General features: G+C 68.1%; 24 protein-coding genes. 11 read left to right on the top strand and 13 right to left on the bottom strand.

The genetic code is table 11. The annotated features are described in order from the left end of the window. Window positions 1-56: 56 nt before the first annotated feature. The 4 genes from BKA16_RS18945 to BKA16_RS18930 form a co-directional block, all read right to left on the bottom strand. Window positions 57-1,562: a hypothetical protein gene (locus BKA16_RS18945; protein ID WP_183372128.1), complete on the bottom strand. Its 1,506-nt coding sequence runs from the start codon at window positions 1,560-1,562 to the stop codon at window positions 57-59. Window positions 1,563-1,615: 53 nt separating this feature from the next. Beyond that, the gene (locus BKA16_RS18940; protein ID WP_221246921.1) at window positions 1,616-2,443 is read right to left on the bottom strand and encodes a S1 family peptidase; all 828 of its coding nucleotides are present in this window, start codon (window positions 2,441-2,443) and stop codon (window positions 1,616-1,618) included. 25 nt (window positions 2,444-2,468) lie between these two features. Continuing rightward, window positions 2,469-2,762 carry a helix-turn-helix domain-containing protein gene (locus tag BKA16_RS18935; protein WP_183372127.1) on the bottom strand — a complete coding sequence of 98 codons (294 nt, stop codon included), beginning with the start codon at window positions 2,760-2,762 and terminating at the stop codon, window positions 2,469-2,471. Window positions 2,763-2,847: 85 nt separating this feature from the next. Then, a complete protein-coding gene (locus BKA16_RS18930; RefSeq protein WP_183372126.1) occupies window positions 2,848-3,438 on the bottom strand; it encodes a recombinase family protein in 591 nt (196 codons plus the stop codon). A 227-nt stretch (window positions 3,439-3,665) separates the two neighbouring features. Here BKA16_RS18930 and BKA16_RS18925 point away from each other — a divergent pair, with 227 nt between their 5' ends. Beyond that, on the top strand, window positions 3,666-4,046 hold the full coding sequence (locus BKA16_RS18925; RefSeq protein ID WP_183372125.1) for a hypothetical protein: 381 nt from the start codon (window positions 3,666-3,668) through the stop codon (window positions 4,044-4,046). Window positions 4,047-4,134: 88 nt separating this feature from the next. Here BKA16_RS18925 and BKA16_RS18920 read toward each other — a convergent pair whose 3' ends face one another. Together BKA16_RS18920 and BKA16_RS18915 are read right to left on the bottom strand one after the other, a co-directional pair. Beyond that, window positions 4,135-7,491: an NACHT domain-containing protein gene (locus BKA16_RS18920; protein ID WP_183372124.1), complete on the bottom strand. Its 3,357-nt coding sequence runs from the start codon at window positions 7,489-7,491 to the stop codon at window positions 4,135-4,137. 214 nt (window positions 7,492-7,705) lie between these two features. Further along, entirely contained in the window at window positions 7,706-8,059 is a 354-nt protein-coding gene (locus tag BKA16_RS18915) for an Rv2640c family ArsR-like transcriptional regulator (RefSeq protein WP_183372123.1), read from the bottom strand. A 103-nt stretch (window positions 8,060-8,162) separates the two neighbouring features. On the opposite strand from BKA16_RS18915, the gene BKA16_RS18910 reads away from it, so the two are divergent. Genes BKA16_RS18910 through BKA16_RS18900 form a run of 3 tightly spaced genes read left to right on the top strand, consistent with a single transcriptional unit; the run spans window position 8,163 to window position 10,110 of the window. Then, window positions 8,163-8,585, top strand: coding sequence for an ArsI/CadI family heavy metal resistance metalloenzyme (locus tag BKA16_RS18910; protein ID WP_183372122.1), 423 nt, complete (start codon window positions 8,163-8,165; stop codon window positions 8,583-8,585). Continuing rightward, the gene (gene arsB / locus BKA16_RS18905; protein WP_183372121.1) at window positions 8,582-9,685 is read left to right on the top strand and encodes an ACR3 family arsenite efflux transporter; all 1,104 of its coding nucleotides are present in this window, start codon (window positions 8,582-8,584) and stop codon (window positions 9,683-9,685) included. The genes BKA16_RS18910 and arsB overlap by 4 nt, the downstream gene beginning before the upstream one ends. Then, entirely contained in the window at window positions 9,685-10,110 is a 426-nt protein-coding gene (locus BKA16_RS18900) for an arsenate reductase ArsC (RefSeq protein ID WP_221246919.1), read from the top strand. Before arsB ends, BKA16_RS18900 begins: the two co-directional genes overlap by 1 nt. A gap of 223 nt (window positions 10,111-10,333) precedes the next feature. Here BKA16_RS18900 and BKA16_RS18895 read toward each other — a convergent pair whose 3' ends face one another. Genes BKA16_RS18895 through BKA16_RS18880 form a run of 4 tightly spaced genes read right to left on the bottom strand, consistent with a single transcriptional unit; the run spans window position 10,334 to window position 11,838 of the window. Next, on the bottom strand, window positions 10,334-10,840 hold the full coding sequence (locus tag BKA16_RS18895; RefSeq protein ID WP_183372120.1) for a hypothetical protein: 507 nt from the start codon (window positions 10,838-10,840) through the stop codon (window positions 10,334-10,336). Further along, entirely contained in the window at window positions 10,837-11,043 is a 207-nt protein-coding gene (locus tag BKA16_RS18890; protein WP_183372119.1) for a hypothetical protein, read from the bottom strand. The genes BKA16_RS18895 and BKA16_RS18890 overlap by 4 nt, the downstream gene beginning before the upstream one ends. Next, the gene (locus tag BKA16_RS18885) at window positions 11,040-11,513 is read right to left on the bottom strand and encodes a hypothetical protein (protein ID WP_183372118.1); all 474 of its coding nucleotides are present in this window, start codon (window positions 11,511-11,513) and stop codon (window positions 11,040-11,042) included. Before BKA16_RS18885 ends, BKA16_RS18890 begins: the two co-directional genes overlap by 4 nt. Continuing rightward, window positions 11,506-11,838 carry a hypothetical protein gene (locus BKA16_RS18880; RefSeq protein WP_183372117.1) on the bottom strand — a complete coding sequence of 111 codons (333 nt, stop codon included), beginning with the start codon at window positions 11,836-11,838 and terminating at the stop codon, window positions 11,506-11,508. The genes BKA16_RS18885 and BKA16_RS18880 overlap by 8 nt, the downstream gene beginning before the upstream one ends. Before the next feature lie 133 nt (window positions 11,839-11,971). Between BKA16_RS18880 and BKA16_RS18875 the strand changes: the two genes are divergently transcribed. From BKA16_RS18875 to BKA16_RS18865, 3 genes are read left to right on the top strand one after another with little or no spacing between them, the layout of a single operon-like run. Beyond that, a complete protein-coding gene (locus tag BKA16_RS18875; RefSeq protein ID WP_183372116.1) occupies window positions 11,972-12,604 on the top strand; it encodes a hypothetical protein in 633 nt (210 codons plus the stop codon). Beyond that, window positions 12,601-13,305: a hypothetical protein gene (locus BKA16_RS18870; protein WP_183372115.1), complete on the top strand. Its 705-nt coding sequence runs from the start codon at window positions 12,601-12,603 to the stop codon at window positions 13,303-13,305. The genes BKA16_RS18875 and BKA16_RS18870 overlap by 4 nt, the downstream gene beginning before the upstream one ends. Beyond that, the gene (locus tag BKA16_RS18865) at window positions 13,305-13,736 is read left to right on the top strand and encodes a hypothetical protein (RefSeq protein WP_246371821.1); all 432 of its coding nucleotides are present in this window, start codon (window positions 13,305-13,307) and stop codon (window positions 13,734-13,736) included. Before BKA16_RS18870 ends, BKA16_RS18865 begins: the two co-directional genes overlap by 1 nt. 71 nt (window positions 13,737-13,807) lie before the next feature. Here the strand turns inward: BKA16_RS18865 and BKA16_RS24105 are convergent, their stop codons facing one another. Next, the gene (locus BKA16_RS24105; RefSeq protein ID WP_183372114.1) at window positions 13,808-14,035 is read right to left on the bottom strand and encodes a helix-turn-helix domain-containing protein; all 228 of its coding nucleotides are present in this window, start codon (window positions 14,033-14,035) and stop codon (window positions 13,808-13,810) included. Window positions 14,036-14,487: 452 nt separating this feature from the next. On the opposite strand from BKA16_RS24105, the gene BKA16_RS18855 reads away from it, so the two are divergent. Then, window positions 14,488-14,994 carry a hypothetical protein gene (locus BKA16_RS18855; protein WP_183372113.1) on the top strand — a complete coding sequence of 169 codons (507 nt, stop codon included), beginning with the start codon at window positions 14,488-14,490 and terminating at the stop codon, window positions 14,992-14,994. 173 nt (window positions 14,995-15,167) lie between these two features. Here the strand turns inward: BKA16_RS18855 and BKA16_RS24345 are convergent, their stop codons facing one another. Both BKA16_RS24345 and BKA16_RS18845 read right to left on the bottom strand, forming a co-directional pair. Continuing rightward, entirely contained in the window at window positions 15,168-15,332 is a 165-nt protein-coding gene (locus BKA16_RS24345) for a ribbon-helix-helix protein, CopG family (protein WP_382427696.1), read from the bottom strand. Window positions 15,333-15,436: 104 nt separating this feature from the next. Further along, window positions 15,437-15,763 carry a hypothetical protein gene (locus BKA16_RS18845; protein WP_183372111.1) on the bottom strand — a complete coding sequence of 109 codons (327 nt, stop codon included), beginning with the start codon at window positions 15,761-15,763 and terminating at the stop codon, window positions 15,437-15,439. Between the two features lie 435 nt (window positions 15,764-16,198). Here BKA16_RS18845 and BKA16_RS18840 point away from each other — a divergent pair, with 435 nt between their 5' ends. The 3 genes from BKA16_RS18840 to BKA16_RS18830 are packed head-to-tail and all read left to right on the top strand — an operon-like array spanning window position 16,199 to window position 19,625. Next, window positions 16,199-17,395, top strand: coding sequence for a CoA transferase (locus tag BKA16_RS18840; protein ID WP_183372110.1), 1,197 nt, complete (start codon window positions 16,199-16,201; stop codon window positions 17,393-17,395). Next, complete coding sequence (locus BKA16_RS18835; RefSeq protein WP_183372109.1) at window positions 17,392-18,204, top strand: cyclase family protein; 813 nt, start codon at window positions 17,392-17,394, stop codon at window positions 18,202-18,204. The genes BKA16_RS18840 and BKA16_RS18835 overlap by 4 nt, the downstream gene beginning before the upstream one ends. Continuing rightward, window positions 18,201-19,625 (top strand): MmgE/PrpD family protein, encoded by a 1,425-nt coding sequence (locus tag BKA16_RS18830; protein ID WP_183372108.1) that lies wholly within the window; start codon window positions 18,201-18,203, stop codon window positions 19,623-19,625. Before BKA16_RS18835 ends, BKA16_RS18830 begins: the two co-directional genes overlap by 4 nt. Window positions 19,626-19,667 lie beyond the last annotated feature (42 nt).

The raw sequence follows: 19,667 nt of genomic DNA, 5'->3' as shown, positions 1-19,667 counted from the left end.
ACGAAGGCCCGCCCCGAACTGGTGCGGGCCTTCGTGGTGGGTGCGTTATCGATCGGCTACGCGGCGTCGGCCGGCGGCCCGCTCCGCCGCCCGTCTCCCCGTGCGATCGTGCCGCCGGGAACGGCCTCCGCCGCGCTGTGCCGACCGTGCATGATCTCGCTCTGCTCGCTGCCCGGCGCGCTGACGGTCTGCTCCCGGTCCTTGTCGCCCCTACCTGCGCCGCCCGGCCCGCCCATGGCGCCCATCGGCCCCATCATGGGCATTCCGCCGGCGCCCATCGGCCGAGCTCCGGTTACATGGGCCGGCGCCGCGGAGCTGGAAGTGTTCGTGCCCGCACTGGTCTTGGTCTCGGGTCCGACGGAGAAGGCGGAGCGCGGCTCACCGCTGCGCCCCGACACGTCGGTCGGCGTGTGCAGGCCGGTCGCACTGGTGCCACTTGTCGGAGCCTGGGCGTTCGCAGTGGAGCTCGCACTCAAGCCCGTAGTCGAGGGCGTCGATGGCGCGGCGGGCGAGGTCGGGGTGACGGCCACAGCGGGCGTCGACGTGTGGCTCGCCGGAGCCACGGTGCCGCCGCTCGTGAGCGGTACGCCCAGCGTGGCAAGGTCACCCACGTCGATCACACCGTCCGGGCCGAGGAGCTTGTCCAGAGAGTTCGACTTCGACTGCGACGTGTCCTTGCCCTTGTCCGACTGCGGGGTGCTCGCGACCGGTGCGGACGCCGTCGGGGTGGAGGCGGCGGGCTGTGCGGCCTGCTGCGCCTGCGGTTGCTGCTGCTGGCCGAGGAGGGCGGCGAGGGCGGCGGCGCTCTCCGGAGTGGCGGTGCTGCCCTCGGTCTCGGCCGGCTTCGTACTCGACGGGGTGGTGGACGGGGCGGCGCTCGGCTTCGAGGCCCCTGTGCCGGTGCCGGCCGTCTTCTTGCTCGGGTCGTCGCGCTTGCCGTTCTCGCCCGAGGGGCGCGGCGAACCAGCACCGGGAGCGGTGACGCCACCACTGGACGTCTCGGGCTTGTCTCCGGTGCCGGGGCCAGGCGTAACGCGGCCGTGGTCGCCGCTCTGCACGCCGCCGGTTCCTTCGCCCTCCAGCTCGCCGAGCTTCTCCGCGGCCTTCTTCTCGGCGTCGTCGTACGCCTTGTCGGCGGCGCGCCGCTTACGGACCAACTCGCCTAGCTTGTTCTGGGCGTTCTCCAGCTCGGTCGAGGCCGCCGACGTATCACCGCTGGCCGCCGCGGCATCCTTCAGCTTCTGCTTCGCGGCGGCGACGGCCGCCTCGGCGGCCTTGATCTCGCTGTCCTTCGCCGCATCGCGGTTCCACGCCCTGGCCGCGTCCTCGCGGATCTTCAACGCGTCGGCGACGACCCCGAGGTTCTTCGAGACCTTCTCGGCGATGCCGGCCTGCTGCGTGATGAGCTCTAGCTGTTCGTTGACCGTCTTGCCCGAAGCGACGCGGCTGAGGCTGGTGACGCGCTCGCGCAGCACGGTGGCCGCGTTACCCGTCGCGATCGCGGCGGCGCGCACCTCGGCCTGGCCGAGCTTCTCCGGACGATGTTCTCCACTGGGTGCCATGCGATCCAGCGTGCCAGGATTTCCGCAGGTAGACCGCCTGAGGCGCGGCGCGTCTACGCGGTGGTGGCGGTGGCGTTGAGGTAGGCGAGCGTGGGAGCGAGGACCGTCGCCTCTCCGACGTGGGTAGCCACCTCGTCGACGCCGCGGTGGAGACCGATCAACGTTGCGCGGCCTGCGCGGTCGACGACGAACACCGGGCCGCCAGAGTCGCCGTCCTCAGTGGTGCGCTGGTAGCGGATCAGCTCTCCGGCGCTGATGAGATCGCTGCAGCGGACGCCAGCCCAGGCGCCGTCGACACAGACCGGAGTCCCAGCGGGGAGTCTTCGCACCTGTTCGGTGGGCATGACCCCGACGATCGGATACTTGCCCGCGATGCGGGTGGACGTGGGATCGGTAGCGGTGGTCCAGAGCACGGCGACATCCCGGTCGGGGGAGGGCGCAGTACTCACATCGGTGTCGGTGAGTACTCCGACGAGGACCGGCTGCTGGGCGCCGGGGTCGGCGAACGTGAAGACTTGTCCATGCGGGGTTCGATCGCAGTGGCCGGCAGTGAGGAACCCGACCCGCGCCCCTGACCGAACCTGCGGGCCGAGAGTGCAGTCTTTGGTGCGGCCGTTCGCCTGGTGCTGCCCGATCGCGACACCCGGGTAGGGGAGGCGACCGTACTGCACGCGGTCGGTCCCGACCTGCGGCGGAGCGACGGTCACCGCGACATAGGGGCTCTCGGCAGAGGTACCCGCGGCTGCCGCCGTCGCGGACGAGCTCCCTGTCGTCGGCACCGCGACCGGTTGTCCCTCGACAGCCGACGAGCAGGCCGACACTGCCGACACTGCCAACGCGGCCACGAGCGTGGCGATCAGGGGCGTGTTCCTGCTGGTCATGGATCTAGCCTTTCACAGGTCGCGGTCAGTGCTCGTCGAGCAGCTCGCGTACCGCGTCGACACCGAGCTCGCGCTCCCACCGCCGCCGGCCCCCGCGGCGGCAGGCCAGGGTGATCGACTCGCGCTCCCAGTGGTCGAGGTTGCGGATCGTGCGTTGCACATCGGCCCACTCCTCGGCGTACCTGCGCACGGTGCTCGGCGCGATGTCGAACTCCTCGGCGAGTTGGTCGACGGGGGTGCCGTCCGCGACGGCGCGGGCGATGTCACGACGGGTGCCGGGGTCGGCGACGGCGTGCTGGAACGGGGTGCGTGAGGTCATGCGGACACCATGTTGCTGGTGTCGGGCAAATGGTGCGTGGGGCGCGGGTACGGCATCGGCGGGCGCTACGAGCTCAACCCGTAGCTCACGCCGTCTTGAGGCATCCGTGCTCGCGCGCGTACCGGATCACCGTGCTGCGCCCGACGCCGTACGCGGCCATCAAGTGCTGCAGCGGCTCGCCGTCGCGGTAGCGCTCCGCGATCTCGCGGCGGGCGGTGGGCGACATCTTGTGCGGCCGGGTCGGGTTCAGTCCCCGAGCCTTCCGCGCCGCACGAGAGGCTGCACGGCGCTCCCTCCCTACTTCGAGCTCGTACTCCGCGAGGGAGATCATGACGTTCGCCACGAGCCGGCCGGCGCTGGTGCTGGTGTCGACGCCGTCGCGCAGCGACCGGACCGCGATGCCCGCCGCCGTCAGCTCGGCGATGGTGGTGGCCACCTCGGCGACGGATCGACCGAGTCGGTCGATCGCCGCGACGACGAGGACACCGCCCTCGCCGCCTTCGTGGAGCCAGTCCACAGCGGCGGTGTACTCCGGGCGCTCGACGCCGGCCTTTCCGGACAGCTTCTCGGCGAACTCGCGATCGGGCGTGATGCGCGCGGCGGCGAGTGCGTCACGCTGCTGATCGAGGCTCTGCCCCTTGGTGCTGACGCGTGCGTAGAACGCGACCCGACTCATGTGTTGATCCCCCTGTGAAGCCCTGAAGAAGTGGTACCTAGATATGGTACCTCCTGACCTGCTGTTCAAGGAGGCTGCGACACCTGGTACCAGATTCTTAGATGTGGTACCTCGGGATGCGGACTTGATCCCGACGCGAGATAGAGTCTGGCCATGCAGCGCGGACACCAGCAACGCTAGCCGCACCTGATCCCCGGGTGCGGCGGTGTTGTCCCCGAGGAGGCCCCGTGCCCTTTCTGTCCCGCGTCCTGCTCTTCGCCGAGGCCGATGACGCATCCGAGATCGTCGCCGCGCTCGCCGCGCTCTCCGGAACCAGCGCTCCGACCTGGCTTCTGTATGTCCGCCGCGATGACACCGAGACCAAGGCCACGACTCTGCGCGTCGGCGACACGACGCTCGACGTCGCGATCGGCGAACGCGCTCTCCCCGTGGTGCTCGAGGTGACGGTGCCGGACCTCCACGCCGCGTTGGAACGCGTGCTTGCGGCTGGCTTCTCCGACTCGGTGTGGCCGCACGACGGCGACCCCGAGTCAGTCGCCATCGATGCCGGCGGCGTCCGGATCACGGCGATCACCGAGGCGGCGCTGATCGACCGCCGCGGCGCGTAGAGCTAGTGCGCCGGAATGGCACCCGGCAAGTCCGTCTGCTCTCGGCATCGATCTCCTGGGGTTCACTACTCACTGCCGGCCGCGACAGCTACTTGTACACGGACTGCGAGTCGACCTTGAGCCACCGGTCCGCGCGAGCGACGCTGAGGAGGGAGGGCAGTGGTGTCTGATTACTCGATCCGGTGCCGTCGCCTGGTTCGGTCGACGGTACGGGTACCCGGAGCTGGTTGAGTGCGTCCAGCTCCGCGTTGGTCGTACTTCCGGAGACCGGCCGCCTCTCCAGCCAGCCGAAGCGCGCAATCTGCTCCGCCGCACGTAGGACCGTCCGCCGCCGCGAGTTCGTAAGCTGCGCGAGAACCTCCGTGAGCTCGGGCAGCAGTTCGGAGACCACTGGGCCCGTCGCGACGCACCACAGCGCCAACGCCCACTCTGCTCGTTCGAGGTCGGAGTGGACTGTCCCCAGCTGCTCGCGCCACCAGCTGGCCTTGCCCGCGTTGGTCCGCGACTGCGCGAGGAGTTCGGACGGGTGACCTGTCGGCCCGAACGCGGTGGACTCGGGTCGCTTGGTGTGCGCGACCTTGAACGGGGACGCGGCGCCGATGATCGCGATCTCCGAAGCGGTCCAGCAGCGTCCGACATGATCGTGCACGGCTGTGGCTGTGTCGGCCCACGGGAAGGTGCTGCCCTTGTACCCGGGCTTGTACCCGCGCGTCTTGGCGATCTCCTCCCACGGCGAGTTGGCCTTCCGGAGTTGCGTGATGGCCTCAGACCGGCGGCGCTTCGCTCGGGCGTCACCGGAGATGAACCCGGTGGTGGAGCTGGTGAAGAACTCCCCGGGTGCCAGCGCCGCGGCGACTTGCGCTGGCATGGAGGAGGTCGACGTGACGCGCGGGCACTCGCCGTTCAGCACCGCGGCGAGCAGCGCGGTCTCGAACGAGTCTCCGGGGGTTGGGGCCAGGCCTGTACTGAGGAAGAGCTCGGCGGCGCCGTCCGAGAGGTCCATGTCCTCGAAGTCCACGGTGATCCCGGCTCCGGCTTCGCAACAGGCTCCGATCGCGAGCCACGCGTTCTGCTGCTCCGTGCCGATCGCTGCTGCGAGCTGCTCGTACCACCACTTCGCGAACTCGCTGCGCTGGTTGAGCAACTCGCGGAGCACCCGCACACGTTGAGGGTTGGCGGTGTCACTCGGGTTCTTGCTGATCAGTGTCGTCAGCCGTGACCACGTCGGGTCAGCGCCGGCGTCCGTGGGGTTTGGCAGCTCGGGCAGGTGCGTGATGTCTCGGCGGTCGAGCGCGGACAGTAGGACGTTCACCCCCGTGTCGGCGCAGAGTGCCGTCAGTACCTTGCGCGCTTCGTGTGGTCGACGCTGGAACACGCCGTCAGTCAGTAGTGCCCACGCGGCGAGGTACGACGCGGGCGCCGACGTGTGGGGCAACTCCTGCTCGATGCCGGCGGCCAGGACGTAGACGTCGCTGCCCTTCGCGTTGCCGCCGTAGAACCTGGCGGTGTTGAGCCAGTACGGGCGGCGTAGGAGCTCCCGCAGGACAATCGCCTTATCGAAGGGGGGGTTGTCCTCGCCTGCGTTCCGGTACAGGAACCGGGCGGCGAAGTACTCCCGGAGGGAGAGAACCTCGAACTCGTAGGTGCCGTCCACTTGGCTGGTCAGTGCCCATAGACGGTCGCTGATGCCTACGAAGAGCTCGTCCACAATCGACTCTTGGTTGCCGTAGGTGCGCTGGAAGTGGCGCATCGCTGCCTTGAGGTCGTTGATGCTCATGCGGCCGTTGATCTGCGACTCCTCGGTGTGCGCGTGCAGGTACCAACCGAGGAACGGGATGATCTCGAGCAGCTCCTCCTTGTGGTCGCGAACAGCCTTGGGGTGCTTGTTCGCCTCGCGGGCGAGGAGAAGGTCGACGTACGTGTCGTAGAGGTCGGTCCGCTGTGTCGGGGTGGCCGCGCCCTGACGGTGGAGCAGGTCCAGCAGGATCGTCAACTGCATCGGGTTGCCGGCGAGTTCGTGGATGTAGGGTTCGCGACTCTTCTCGTTGAAGCTCTTCCGCAGCTCCCGGCCGTCCTTGCCTCTGATTTCCCGGACCGCGCACCACTTGCGCAGGTAGTCTGCCCGTTGCTCGCCCGTGAGCTGCTTCAGCGTGATGATCTCGAACTTGTCCAGTGCCGGCTCCGGGAGCTCGCCCGCGCTCGGACGCGTGGTGACAACGACCTTGAGCGGCTCGGTGTAGGCCTTCCCTCGGCTGGCGAACGCGTCGATCTCGCTGACGACCCGCCGCCGGGTACTGGCGCTACCGACCTCATCGAGTCCGTCGAGCACAACGAGGCTGGGAACTCGCTCGAAGATGCCGTGCACGGTGTCGGCAGTGGCGGTGATGCCGCCGCTCGCGTGTGTCATGAGGTCAGCGATGAAGCACTCGACGGTCGCCTTCTCGCCCTTGCGCGCCCTATCCCGCTTCGGCTTGCGGTCATCGGACTGATCCCACACATCGATGCCCGCGAGCCACAGCGCGTAGTCGCTCAAGTCCAACCGGATCGGGAACCGAGGATTGTCCAGCGCAGGTAGCGTCTTGGGCCTCTCTGATTCCGGCACGAACGCGCTGCGGTGTACCTGGCAGATGTACTGGCTGAGGGTGGACTTGCCCTGGCCCGGAGCGCCTCGCACCAGCGTGAACGGCGCCGGCGTGTGTAGCAGGTGATGTGCAGCGCCGCCGAGTTCCGTCGAGGAGAGGCTCTGGGCGCGGGCCTTCTCCGGTGAGTGCACGAGCTCAGCGGTGACGTCGACGAAGAGGTCCACCATCCTCTTCCGGTCCACCTCGACCTGGCTGAACTTGACCCGCTGGTCGTCGTCCCACTGCGACGCGGCGACCTGTCGGATCAGCTTGCGATCCGCCTGGTTCTTGGTGGCTCCGACCTGTTCGGCGACTAGGAACCGGATCAGGTCCCAGCCGGCGAGCATGTCGGCGTAGGCCCACTTGACCGAGTTCTCGGAGTTGTCCAGCCACGAGTTGAGCGCCTCGCGCCAGATGCACGACATCTCCTCGAAGCCGAGCTCCTCGGCGTACGCGTCCAACTTCTTGTTCAGCGCTGCGAAGCTGCCGGTCCCAGGCTTAGCGGTGCTCGGCACGTTCGTCACCAGGACGTAGTGACGCACGCCTTCCGCCGCTAGCCGCCGCAGGTTGTCCAGCTCCTTCTTCACCACGGCGTCCAGCCAGCTGACGGGATTCTTCTCCGAGCCGGACACGGACCACTTGACCTGGTAGATCAGCACCGACGCCGGGCCGAGTTTGCGCAGGCCATCGATGCCGCCGTCGGCCTGGCGTAGCGCCATAGGCGTGAAGTTCGGGAACTGCGCGGCGAGCAGGGCGTTGACGAGCTGCTGGAAGTCGTGATCGCCCAGACGCTCGTATAGGTAGCGGTGTCGACTCTCGGGCACGGGGGGACTCCTCTGCTTCAACCCCGAGCGTGCCGGTACTGTCGTCGGGAACCTCGAATGCTCAGGGCCTATTCAACCCGGAATCAGCGACGCGATCGGGCAGGTTGGCGCGTGTACATGCGCTGGCGTCGCCGTCACAAGACCATGTGGTCACGGCGACCGAGTCGGCCGGTCTCCACCTGCCGCTTGTGCGACCTTCGAGGTCGAGCTGGCGCTAGCAACAGCTGGGGTCGAGCACCTTGCAGAGCGCGGTGAGCGCGTCGCGGCGGGGCGTGTGGTGCACGCTCATGCCCTGTCGCTCCGAGGTCACGAAGCCCGCGGTACGCAGTTGCCCGAGGTGATGGCTCACGGTGGACTCCGCGAGGTCGACCGCAGCTGCGAGGGAGCCGGTAGTGCACGGTTCGCCGCAGGTGAAGAGCAGGGACAGCAGCTTCACGCGGACCGGATCTGCGAGGGCCTTGAGGCGCATCGCTACGTCCAGCGCCGCCGCGTCATCGGCCGGTGCTGCGGCGACCGGAGCGCAGCAGACTGGGTCGGTCATGTCGATCACGGGCAGCGTCTTGGGCATGAAGCCGATCGTACGCACCTCGTTGACATATGTCGAAGAGGTGGCGTAGAACAGGTCGTGGAAGCGATTCGATAAACGTCTCAAAGCTACGGAGGTAGGTGCCATGTCCCGCACGCAGCTCGCCCTCAACGTCGACAACCTGGAGGAGTCGATCGAGTTCTACTCCAAGCTCTTCAACACCGAGCCGGCGAAGGTCAAGCCCGGATACGCGAACTTCGCGGTCGCCGACCCCGCGCTGAAGCTGGTCCTGATCGAGAATCCGGGCCACGGCGGAACGCTCAACCACCTCGGCGTCGAGGTCGAGTCCAGCGAGACGGTGCACGCCGAGATCGCGCGCCTCACCGAGGCCGAGATGTTCACCGAGGAGGAAATCGGGACCACATGCTGCTTCGCTACGCAGGACAAGGTGTGGGTGACCGGCCCGGGCGGCGAGCGGTGGGAGGTCTACACGGTGCTCGCCGACGCTGAGACCTTCGGTGGTGAGCAGGTCGCCACGACCGCCGCGTGCGACTGCGGCCCGCAGTGACCGCGCCCGCCACCGACCAACCGGTCGTCGGCAAGCTGTCGACCCTCGACCGGTTCCTACCCGTCTGGATCGTCGCGGCGATGATGGCCGGGCTGCTGCTCGGCCGGTGGATACCCGGCCTGAACACCGCGCTCGAGAAGATTCAGGTAGACGGCATCTCCCTGCCGATCGCCCTCGGGCTCCTAATCATGATGTACCCGGTGCTCGCGAAGGTCCGCTACGACCGCCTCGACACCGTCACCGGCGACCGCAAGCTCCTGCTGGGCTCGCTGCTGCTGAACTGGATCGTCGGCCCGGCATTGATGTTCGCGCTCGCCTGGCTGCTCCTGCCCGACCTGCCGGAGTACCGCACCGGGCTGATCATCGTCGGGCTCGCCCGGTGCATCGCCATGGTGATCATCTGGAACGACCTCGCCTGCGGCGACCGCGAAGCCGCCGCCGTCCTCGTCGCCCTGAACTCGGTGTTCCAGGTCATCATGTTCGCCGTCCTCGGCTGGTTCTACCTCTCGCTCCTCCCGGGTTGGCTCGGCCTGGAACAGACGACCATCAGCACCTCGCCGTGGCAGATCGCCAAGTCCGTGCTGATCTTCCTCGGCATCCCGCTGCTCGCCGGCTACCTGTCGCGCCGCATCGGGGAGAAGACCAAGGGCCGCGACTGGTACGAGGCGAAGTTCCTGCCCCGTGTTGGGCCGTGGGCGTTGTACGGGTTGCTGTTCACCATCGTCATCCTCTTCGCGCTCCAGGGAGAGCAGATCACCTCTCGCCCCTGGGACGTCGTCCGCATCGCGCTGCCGCTGCTGGCCTACTTCGCGATCATGTGGGGCGGCGGCTACCTGCTCGGCGCCGCGATGGGCCTGGGCTACGAGCGCACCACCACGCTCGCGTTCACCGCCGCGGGCAACAACTTCGAGCTCGCCATCGCCGTCGCGATCGCCACCTACGGCGCCACATCCGGACAGGCCCTCGCCGGCGTCGTCGGACCGCTCATCGAAGTGCCGGTCCTGGTCGCCCTCGTCTACGTCTCACTCGCCCTGCGTCGCCGTTTCCGTTCCGTCGGCGACGAACCCGCCGCCTCAACCGCTCCGAGGAGTTCCCACTGATGTCCAAGCCCAGCGTCTTGTTCGTCTGCGTGCACAACGCCGGCCGATCCCAGATGGCCGCGGGGTTCCTCGCCACCCTCGGCGGAGACCAGGTAGAGGTCCGTTCGGCCGGCTCCGCACCCGCGGACGCGGTTAACCCCGCCGCCGTGGCTGCCATGGCCGAGGTCGGGATCGACATCGCCGACCAGACCCCGAAGATCCTCCTCCCCGACACCGTCGAGTCCTCCGACGTCGTGATCACGATGGGCTGCGGCGACGCGTGCCCGTACTTCCCCGGTGTGCGGTACCTGAACTGGAAACTGCCTGACCCAGCAGGGAAAGACGTCGACTCGGTCCGGCCGATCCGCGACGAGATCGAGACACGGATCCGCGATCTACTCACCGACCTCGGAGTCACGCCCACCGCCCCTCCGCGAGCGGTGTAGAACCGCGCCTGCTGCTCCGATCACCAACCCGAGCAGTGGTCAGCGTCTTCTCCGCGGCGCCGGCACCTCTCGGTGCTGCAGCTGGTCGGCCGGCACCCGCATGGTGTGGCCGCAGCTCCGGCAGCAGTAGGTGCGGTTACCGGGAGTGCCCGGCTCCCACCCGACGAGCACTCGCTTCGGCCCGAACGGTGCACCGCACCGCTCACACCGCAGCGGAGGTACCTCAGCCCAGGGCATCGGCCAACCTGTCGCGGTGGGTCCGGAGCTGCGGCAGCACCCACTCGATCGTGCCGGAGGGCGGGCAGCCGTAACCGGTGAGCCACCGCTGAGCCGCAGCCTCAAGGTCGGCGTCCGTGTCCGTTGCGTTCACCGGGATCCGCTGCGCGACCGCGTGATCGAGGTCGAGCGTCTCCCCGACGGGAACCCACTGCAGCCAGACCGCGTCACTGGTCTCCCAGCAGCGCATCCGTCCCGGCATCGGAACCGGCGGCAGGGTGCTGGTGTGCGACTCAGGTGCGGGTTCTCCACCGAGCTCGGCGCGCATCTCGTAGAGGCTGCGCCGCCACGACGCGACCTGCTCGGCCAGGCGGTTGTGCACGACAGTCGCCTGCTTCCGCTGCGCCGCGAGGATCGTGCTCTCGATGTCGAGGTTTGAGGTGCGCGCGGTGACGGTGAGCTCGACGGTGCCGCCGCCGGGGATCAGGTCGGTCAGGGTCTTGGTGTCGGTCACAGTGCTTCCTTGCTCATGGGATCGGCGGCGCGCCAGCGCAGTCCAGTCGCGAGACCCTGCGCGAGTACGGGCAGCGCCATGGCCGGGGTGTAGAGGGACAGCCACTCGGGACTGAGGAACGCCGCGCCGAGGCCGGCGACCACGAGCAGCACCATGGCGACCGCGACGGCGAGGATGACGGCGAGGTCGGCGGAGGCGGTCACCGGTCACGCTCCTCGGGCTCCGGTGTGTACCAGGCGAAGGCTTCGTACCCGGCCTGCCGACCCGCGGGGATGCTCGTAATTACGTGACCACGCCCGCTGCTCCACGACCCACTCAGCTGAACGCGACCTCCCTCCGCTGCCCAGCGCTCGAGCGCCGCGGCGAGGATCCGCGGCCCGGCGATCCTCCAGTCGGCGATCGGATACGTCGACTCGACGGGCTCTGCCCGGCTGCGGTCAACGAGAACGACGCGATCACCATCGGCGCGCGGACGTTCGTGATAGCCCAGGGCGGAGTCGACCGCCTCCACGAGCTGGTCGAGGGAGCCGGACACCCGCAGGCGCACGGCGTAGGCATCGTCGGGCCCACCGCGGCGCAGCAAGGACATGACTCGCTCGTGTACCGCCATCATCTCCGCGTCGACGGCGTCGAGGAGCGCGAGCCGACGCCGGTAGCGCTCGGTCTCAGCCACGCTTCGCCGCCCACCGCTTGTACCAATCGCTCCGCTGGTCTTCCACGAGGGCCTCAGCCGCGACTCGTTCCGCGTCCGCGGCCGCCGCATCGACCGCCTCGTTCAGCCGCTTCATCGCTTCGGTCACCGCCACCACGCTGAGGATGCTCCGCTCCCGCTTCGGGATCAGCGCGAGGATCTGCCCCTGGATGACCTGCATCTGGGCGTCGATTGCGTGCACACACTCGGTCGAGTTCCTGCACCACGCGACCGCGGCCTGGTCGCCGCGCGCCTCGGCGTCGGCACGCATCTGGGCGAGATACCTGATCAGGTCGGTGTCCGTCATGCACCGATCCTCTCTTGAGGGACTGACGGGTACCGAATGGACTTGAGCGACTGCAGGTTCCGATGCAAGTGCAACCGCGACGTGCATCGCGAACTCCGTCGACAGTGTCAGCCCGCCGCGCCATGATCAGGGCATGAACACCGAGGATGACCACCCGGAGTTGGCACCGATCCTGCGCCGGATCCCGCCGGAGTGGGGCCGGAACATCGAGATCGGCCCCGGCTGGCACTCGATCCTGGTCGACCTCGACAAGGTGCTCGCGGAGGTCGACCCGGACTACGTGGTGCATCAGATCAAGGAAGAGGGTGGCGACTTGGACTTCCGCTTCGACTCCGGCCACACCGACCGCTACCAGCAGATGCGCGCACTCGTTCGTGCCGCCGAACAGCGGGCGTCTCACCTGTGCGAGGAGTGCGGGAAGACCGGGGTGCTGCACCGGTCGCGGGACGGAGCCGTTCGCCGGCTCTGCGTGGAGTGTGCCGCCGCAGCCCAGCAGGGCTACCAGGCGGTGAGCAGCGATCTCGAGACCCGGGCCGCCCTGTACCGCGTCGCTCAGCAGGCAGCCGCGCTGCATCGCCTCCTGACCTCGCTGCCGCCGGACGCGTCCAGGCGCATCAGCGCTGGTGAGATGGACAGGGTCTCGCAGCTCGCGTCGCATGCCCTCTGGGCGAGCACGGCAGACCTGCACGAACGCGGAGAGTACGCCTACGCGAAGCAGGTGGTCGCGCGGGCGGCGGAGCTCGCGGCCGGGGAGGAGGCGCCGTGACGCGGGCGCTGGAGAGCACCCGCACCGGGAACGTCATCCGGGTGGAGTTCGAGGACGGGCGCGTCGCCGAACTTCCCTGCCACGCCGCGTTGATCGGCAACCCGATCGCGAGGCAGATCAGTGGTTGGGCGGTGTACCGCCGCCAGGAGCCGTGGCGGCTCCTCGACGCCGGTGAGCACGCGGCTGAGCTGCGGGAGATGCTCGCGGCGATGCCGGAGGCGGACAGGTTCTTGTCAATCGGTCCCGGCTGGTACGCGCTGACGGCGCAGTGTTGGAGACAGCTCAAGAAGATCGATCCGGAGTGCGTCGTGGGCGAGGTGAAGTCGAAGTTCGGGGAACTGCGCATCTCCGCGTGCGACCAGGACGGGCAGCCGGTCGCGCGCTTCGGTGGCCCGATCGGCTGGGCACGCAAGCAGAGCCTTCGCACGTGCGAGTGGTGCGCGGGACGGATCCCCGCGGTGCACCGGGGCGACGGCCAACGGCGGCTCTGCAGGCCGTGCCGCGACTTCGCCGAGGCGTGGGCGCTGGCGCGGGAGGGGCGCATCAGGATCAGCGCCCCGACGATGCGCGAGCTGAACCCGCGGATGCAGAAGCTGCTGAGCGAAGGCTGGAGCATGGTGCGGATGGATAAGCCGATCGCGGAGGGGCCGGGCCGCGCAGTTTCCGCCTGGTTCGAGCGGCAGAGCAGGGAGGGACGCTGATGGCGGAGCGCGACGACAGCCATTGGGAGGGCATGAGCGCGTCGATCGAGCGCGGCGAGTACACGGTGGCGGGCCCGGTTGAACTGGGACCCGCAGCGGTGACCGACGACGCCACGTCCCCGCCACCGACCACCGTTGCCGAACTGCGGCGCCTACTCGACCATCTCCCGCCCGGGATGCCGGTCCTCGTCGACGGTTGCGAGGCGGCATTCGCGGCGATCGGCGCTGTGGTGATCACCGAGGTGGTGGAGCTGAGTGGCAGACCTAGCTATATGGGCAGGTTCGAGCACCCCGCCGATGCCGCACGAGCGGTGGCCGGTGAGGACGCGGCGGCATGGAGGATCACTGAGCCGGGACCGCTGCCACAGCGAGTGGGCGAGCCCGTGGTGGCGCTGGTGCTGAGGCGAGAGGTGCGAGAAGTGGACGAGTAGGAGCGGCGGGACGACACAGAACAGGGGCGGTTACGGAATCCCGTAACCGCCCCTGTTCTCTGGTGAGCCATCTACGCCGCGTGCTTGTCTGGCCGTACCGGTTCTCCGACGGACTCCAGATCGGCGACGGCGATGCGCAGGCCGCCGGACGGCATCTTGCGGGCCGGCAGCGCACCGCTGGTGATCCAGCGGCGCACAGTCCAGTGGGACACATCCATCAGCTGCGCGGCGTGCTCCACGGAGATGTAAGAGGGGGCGACGCCCCCGACGGTGAGGGAACTGAGGTCGAGCTTCGACACGGAGATCTCCAGGCATCGTGAACGATGCTGGCCCGCCCCCGGAAGCCCCCTCCGCGGCGGGGTCCGGGCGATCCACCAGCTGCCTGGCACGTGCCTGTGCGCATCTCTCGATGCGCGGTCGCGCGCGGACTCGCGACTGGTTACATTGTGCAGGATTAGCGCGACAACTCCGTGCGATGCGCGCGGCGACCGGTCCGCATGATGAGCATGTGTGTGGGGCACGAATGGGGCACGAGGTGGAGCACCTCTCCGGGCTTGGTTGATCTACCTGCGGAGATGCAGATGCTTGGAACTGCGTCAGCTGCATGCTGTGATGCAGTTGCATCGGCAATCCTGCTGAAAAGAAACTTGGCTTGCCTCCGCGCCAACGGAGGCAAGCCAATCACTGCGCCCGAGGGCCGAGTGGACCTTTCAGAGTCACTCGCCTACTCGAAGTCGGTGTATTCGGGCGGGTGGAACACATTCCACTGTTCGTCGAGGGTGTAGGCGGCGATATCACGTCGGACATTACGACACGCATCGTGTTCGATGCGCTGGCCGAATTTACGCACCGCATGATGGACAAGTACCCGGTGTTGCGTGCGTCAGCAAGCATTCACCGAGCGCGGTGCTGGGACTCGGAGCGCCGTGACTGGGTGACTCGTGATCTTTACCTGCCGCACGTGGGCGGCAAGCCGCTCCTGCTCGTCCCTGAAGAATGGGCAACAGGCAATCTTCTGATGTCGGCCGGGCGGTTCTACTCGACAACTGTCCTGTCCTACGTCCAGGGGGAGTACACGAGCGTCGGCGTGAACGGAAGGCTGAACAAGCCGACCAAGCGCGCTCTACGAGACGGCGGGGCGGCACCAGTCGGCCGTGTCACGAATATCGAGACGACGATGCGGGCGATGGCGAATACGTTAGATCTGGTGGCCGAGTTCGAGAGTTTCGTTGCTAGCAAGCACGGGCAGGCTGCGTAACGCTACGTTGCTAGCCCTGGCATATCCTTGCGCGTCGGCGTTGCGGACCGAACTCTGAAGGTCTGGCAGATATAGGAGATGTAGGGGATCCTCTCGTCGAGCGCGAGGATCCCCCACATCTTTGTGCGGAGGTCGCCTTCCCTGATCGCGATCAGGTGTGTACTCGGCTCGGATTACGCCGAATGTCGGTCGAGGTACTCGCTGATCGCGGCGCGGACGACGGCTGAAGTCGACTCCCCGCGGCGGTTGGCGTACGAAGTGAGCTGGTCATCGAGCGCTCTGGGTAGTCGGACTGCGCGGAGGGGTGACGACCCGCGAGGCCGAGTCGGTCGGCCCATCGGCAGCGAATGGGATGCGGGAGTGAGTTCTGTGGTTTCTGGCGCGATATCGAAGTCACCTCGTTCGAAGTCGTCCGCAAGTGCGTCCAGGGCCGGGTCGTCGGTCATTGTCGTCTCTCCTGTCTTCGCTGTGTCCTGCCTGCGGTGAAGTCTGCGGCGGTACCGATCGTGTCGCGCACCTGATCTGCTGTCGTCTGGCGAAGCAGCATCGCATGAAAGACCTCCCATGCGGGCTCCGGTGTCAATTCGGCGGCGACTTCGATCAAGGCTTCTCGGTCGATCTGCCCGATGATCAGGTAGACCTCACGCCATGGATCTCGACGCGAGACAGCTCGCGAGCGGTATCGAGGGAATTCGATGACTGCTCGAATCTCGTCCGGGGTGATGCCGTGTCGGAATGCCGACTCGTTGAACCGGATCGGTATCCCCACGGAAGAAGTGTATAACACTTTGTGATGACGTGTCGGTGGACGCGGTAGTCCTCGGGCGTGTCGCGGGCAGGGCGTCATGCATCCTGGTCGGCCACCCGGGCTGTACGCCTTTCCGGAATCCCGCGGTTCGGGCCGGCGGCTTTGGTGTGCGAGGGACGTGCTCGGCGACGGCCCGGCGCGCGCTGGTCTGGCGTTCGACGATCGTCTGACATCTGTGACTCCTCGAGTGGTCTGCGATGCACCCGCGGATATAGGCGGACTTAAATGTTTCTGTGAGCGGAACGCCTCAATGTAGGCTGTGAAACCGGCCTAGCCTTCGTTTTATCGCGATAGACCGCGAGTATCTGAGGTTTGGTGATGCCGCACACATGATGTTGTGCTACGGTTTCATCATCGAGAAAGAAGATATGTTTCTCTCAACGGAACGGAGTCGCAGTGACTGAACCAGCACCGCTCGACGGCGTTCGGGTACTGGATGTCTCGACGATCCTTGCCGGTCCGCTGGCGTGTCAGATCCTCGGAGACTTCGGCGCCGACGTCATCAAGATCGAACACCCGAAGTACGGCGACAACATGCGCGGCCACGGCCGCAGCAAGGACGGCGTCCCGATCTGGTGGAAGGAGATCAGCCGCAACAAGCGGACCGTCGCACTGGATCTGAAGGATCCCCGCGGCGGCGAGGTCTTCCGTAGGCTCGCCCGTACGGCCGACGTCATCGTCGAGAACTTCCGTCCCGGCACATTCGAGCGGTGGGGACTCGGCCCCGACGTCCTCCTCGAGGAGAATCCCGGTCTGGTGCTCGTCCGCCTCACCGGCTTCGGACAGACCGGTCCGTACTCGTCGCGGGCCGGCTTCGGAACTCTCGTCGAGGCGATGAGCGGCTTCGCGGCGGCGACCGGGCAGCCCGACGGTCCGCCGACCCTGCCCGCGTTCGGTCTGGCCGACAGCATCTGCGGCATCGCCGCATCGAGTGCGATCACCATGGCGCTGCGCCACCGCGATCGCACCGGCGAGGGGCAGGTGATCGACATGAGCCTGCTCGAGCCGATCATGGCGGCCGTCGGCCCCGGGCCGACTGTCTACCAGCAGCTCGGCGAGATCGGCAAGCGCAACGGCAACCGGTCGACGAACAACGCCCCGCGCAACATCTACCGCACCAGCGACGACGGCTGGGTCGCCGTCTCCACCAGCGCCCAGCGGATCGCCGAGCGCGTGATGGAGCTGGTCGGACATCCCGAGGTGATCGGTGAGCCGTGGTTCGCCTCCGGCGGCGGCCGGGCCGAGCACGTCGACATGCTCGACGACTACGTCGGCGGGTGGATCGCCCAGCGCACCCGCGATGAGGTCATCGACGCCTTCACCGAGGCCGGCGCCGCGATCGGACCCGTGTACGACGCGAAGGACATCGTCGAAGACCCGCACATCCGGGAGACGGAGATGCTCGTGGAGGTCGACGACGCCGACCTCGGTCCGCTGCTCCAGCACAACGTCATGTGGCGGATGAGCAGGTCGCCCGGCGAGATCCGGTTCACCGGACGCGACCTGGGCCAGGACACCGAAGAAGTACTGACAGACGTCGGCATGGCCGCCGACGAGATCACCGAACTGAAGGAGAACGGGGTCATCCGATGACCGATGCATTGCTCGGAGCGGTCCAGCAGGGACTCGAGATCGTCGACATGGGCCGCGAACTGCGCGTCGGCATGCCGCAATCGCCGAACCACCCGCAGTTCTGGCACACCCTCCCGCGCCGCCACGGCGACATGACGCGCGCCGACGGCGGCAGCGCGGCCAACGACATGATCACGATGGGCACCCACGTCGGCACTCACATCGACGCGTTGGCGCACGTGTCCCACGACGGGAAGATGTACGGCGACGTCGACGCGGCACAGGCCGGGGTCGGCGGCAAGTACGTGGAGCTGGGCGTGCACACGATCGAGCCGATGGTGCGACGAGGAGTGCTGCTCGACATCGCCGGACTCAAGGGCGTCGAATGCCTCGACGGAGGCACCGAGATCACCGTCGACGACCTGGAGGCCGCGCAGTCCGCCGCGTCGGTCACCGTCGACGAGGGCGACGTGGTCCTCATCCGCAGCGGCTGGGGAAGCAAGTTCCCCGACGGCGCGCCGTACGTCGGCGGACCGACCGGTGTCCCCGGCGTCGGTGAGGCCGGCGCCCGGTGGCTCGCCGAGCGTCGTGTCCACGCGGCGGGCGCCGACACCATCGCCTTCGAGCGGCTCGCACCCGGCGAGGGCCACGCACTTCTGCCCGCGCATCGCGTCCTGCTGGTGGAGAGCGGAATCTACATCATCGAGGCCATCGACCTGGAGGAGATCGCGGCCAAGGGCTGGGCCGAGTTCACCTTCGTCCTCGTCCCGATGCCGATCTTCGGTGCGACCGGCTCCCCGGTGCGGCCGCTGGCGGTGCGCACCCGATGACCGATCAGACTCTGGCGCGTCGGCTCGCGGCCTTCGCGGTCGGCACCTCCTACGACGCCCTTCCCGACGACGTCGTCGCGAGCGTCAAGATGCGTGTGCTCGACACCCTGGGCATCGCGACCGCCGCGAGCACGCTGGAGACCTCCCGCGCCGCGCGCGAGTGGGCCCGCCGCCAGGGGGTGGCCCGCGACGGGCTCGGCACGTCCGGCATCGGTGTCGCCGAGCCGCTGCCCGCCGCTCAGGCCGCGTTCGTCAACGGCGTGCTCGCGCATTCGCTCGATTACGACGACACGCACTTGCCGTCGGTCCTGCACCCGAGCGCCTCGGTGGTCCCGGCCGCACTCGCCGCGGCCGAGCGGTCGGGCGCCGACGGTCGCGACATGATCCGCGCGATCGCCGTCGGACTCGAGGTGTGCGTCCGCATCGGCATGGCGGGCTACGACCGCGAGGCGGGCAACTCGACGTTCTTCGAACACGGTCAGCACGCGACGTCGATCTGCGGCGCCATGGGCGCCTCCGTCGCGGCGGCCCTCCTCGACGGCGCCGACGAGAAGCGGATCGTCGACACCCTCGGCGTCACCGCGTCGATGGCCGCGGGCATCATCGAGGCCAACCGCACCGGTGGCACCGTCAAGCGCATCCACTGCGGGTGGGCCGCGCACGCGGCGATCAGCGCCGCCGAACTGGTGGGCCTGGGCCTGACCGGCCCGCCGACCGTCCTCGAAGGCCGCTTCGGCTTCTTCCAGGCATGGCTCCACGGAACGTTCGACGCCTCGGAGATCACCGACGGTCTGGGCGTCGAATGGTCGGTGCCCGGCATCTTCTTCAAACCGTACCCGGCCAATCACTTCACGCACGCCGCCGTCGACGCGGCCGCGGCGCTGCGCGAGCAGGGCGTCACGGTCGACGACATCGCCGAAATCGTCCTGGGCGTGCCCGAACAGAACAAGCGCACGATCGGTGAGCCGATCGAGGTCAAGCGCACCCCGGAGACCGGATACATGGCGCAGTTCAGCGGACCGTACGCGGTGGCGCTCGGACTGCTCGGCGGATCCGGGCTCGGCGCAGGTCTCGACGACTACAGCGACGAGTTGGCCCAGGACTCGCGTCGCCGCGAGATCATGGCCAAGGTCGACGTCGTCGCCGACGCGCGCTGCACAGAGATCTTCCCGCGTCAGTTCCCGGCGGTGCTCACCGCCCGGCTGGCCGACGGCAGGGAAGTCGTGACCGAAGTGCTCACGACACGGGGCGGGCCCCAGCGGCCGCTGTCCTTCGAGGAACTGACCGCCAAGTTCGCAGACAACGCCCTGCGCGTGCTCTCGAACGACGAGGCGGAACGGTTGGCGGCGACGTGCCGTCGACTGGAAGAGTGCGCCGACCTGCGGGAACTGATGTCCCCGCTCACCGGAATCGACGCCTGAGACCTCGGCTCGCCTCGCGACGAGCCGAACCGACTGATAGCC

Source organism: Gordonia humi (assembly GCF_014197435.1).
Lineage (GTDB): Bacteria > Actinomycetota > Actinomycetes > Mycobacteriales > Mycobacteriaceae > Gordonia > Gordonia humi.
This window is presented reverse-complemented; position numbering and strand designations above follow the sequence as displayed.

Excerpts from the sequence above, each read along its gene's own strand:
- BKA16_RS18945 (WP_183372128.1), bottom strand. The coding sequence starts at position 1,562 with ATGGCACCCAGTGGAGAACATCGTCCGGAGAAGCTCGGCCAGGCCGAG.
- BKA16_RS18940 (WP_221246921.1), bottom strand. The coding sequence starts at position 2,443 with ATGACCAGCAGGAACACGCCCCTGATCGCCACGCTCGTGGCCGCGTTG.
- BKA16_RS18935 (WP_183372127.1), bottom strand. The coding sequence starts at position 2,762 with ATGACCTCACGCACCCCGTTCCAGCACGCCGTCGCCGACCCCGGCACC.
- BKA16_RS18930 (WP_183372126.1), bottom strand. The coding sequence starts at position 3,438 with ATGAGTCGGGTCGCGTTCTACGCACGCGTCAGCACCAAGGGGCAGAGC.
- BKA16_RS18915 (WP_183372123.1), bottom strand. The coding sequence starts at position 8,059 with ATGCCCAAGACGCTGCCCGTGATCGACATGACCGACCCAGTCTGCTGC.
- BKA16_RS18910 (WP_183372122.1), top strand. The coding sequence starts at position 8,163 with ATGTCCCGCACGCAGCTCGCCCTCAACGTCGACAACCTGGAGGAGTCG.
- BKA16_RS18900 (WP_221246919.1), top strand. The coding sequence starts at position 9,685 with ATGTCCAAGCCCAGCGTCTTGTTCGTCTGCGTGCACAACGCCGGCCGA.
- BKA16_RS18880 (WP_183372117.1), bottom strand. The coding sequence starts at position 11,838 with ATGACGGACACCGACCTGATCAGGTATCTCGCCCAGATGCGTGCCGAC.
- BKA16_RS18875 (WP_183372116.1), top strand. The coding sequence starts at position 11,972 with ATGAACACCGAGGATGACCACCCGGAGTTGGCACCGATCCTGCGCCGG.
- BKA16_RS18865 (WP_246371821.1), top strand. The coding sequence starts at position 13,305 with ATGGCGGAGCGCGACGACAGCCATTGGGAGGGCATGAGCGCGTCGATC.
- BKA16_RS24345 (WP_382427696.1), bottom strand. The coding sequence starts at position 15,332 with ATGGGCCGACCGACTCGGCCTCGCGGGTCGTCACCCCTCCGCGCAGTC.
- BKA16_RS18835 (WP_183372109.1), top strand. The coding sequence starts at position 17,392 with ATGACCGATGCATTGCTCGGAGCGGTCCAGCAGGGACTCGAGATCGTC.
- BKA16_RS18830 (WP_183372108.1), top strand. The coding sequence starts at position 18,201 with ATGACCGATCAGACTCTGGCGCGTCGGCTCGCGGCCTTCGCGGTCGGC.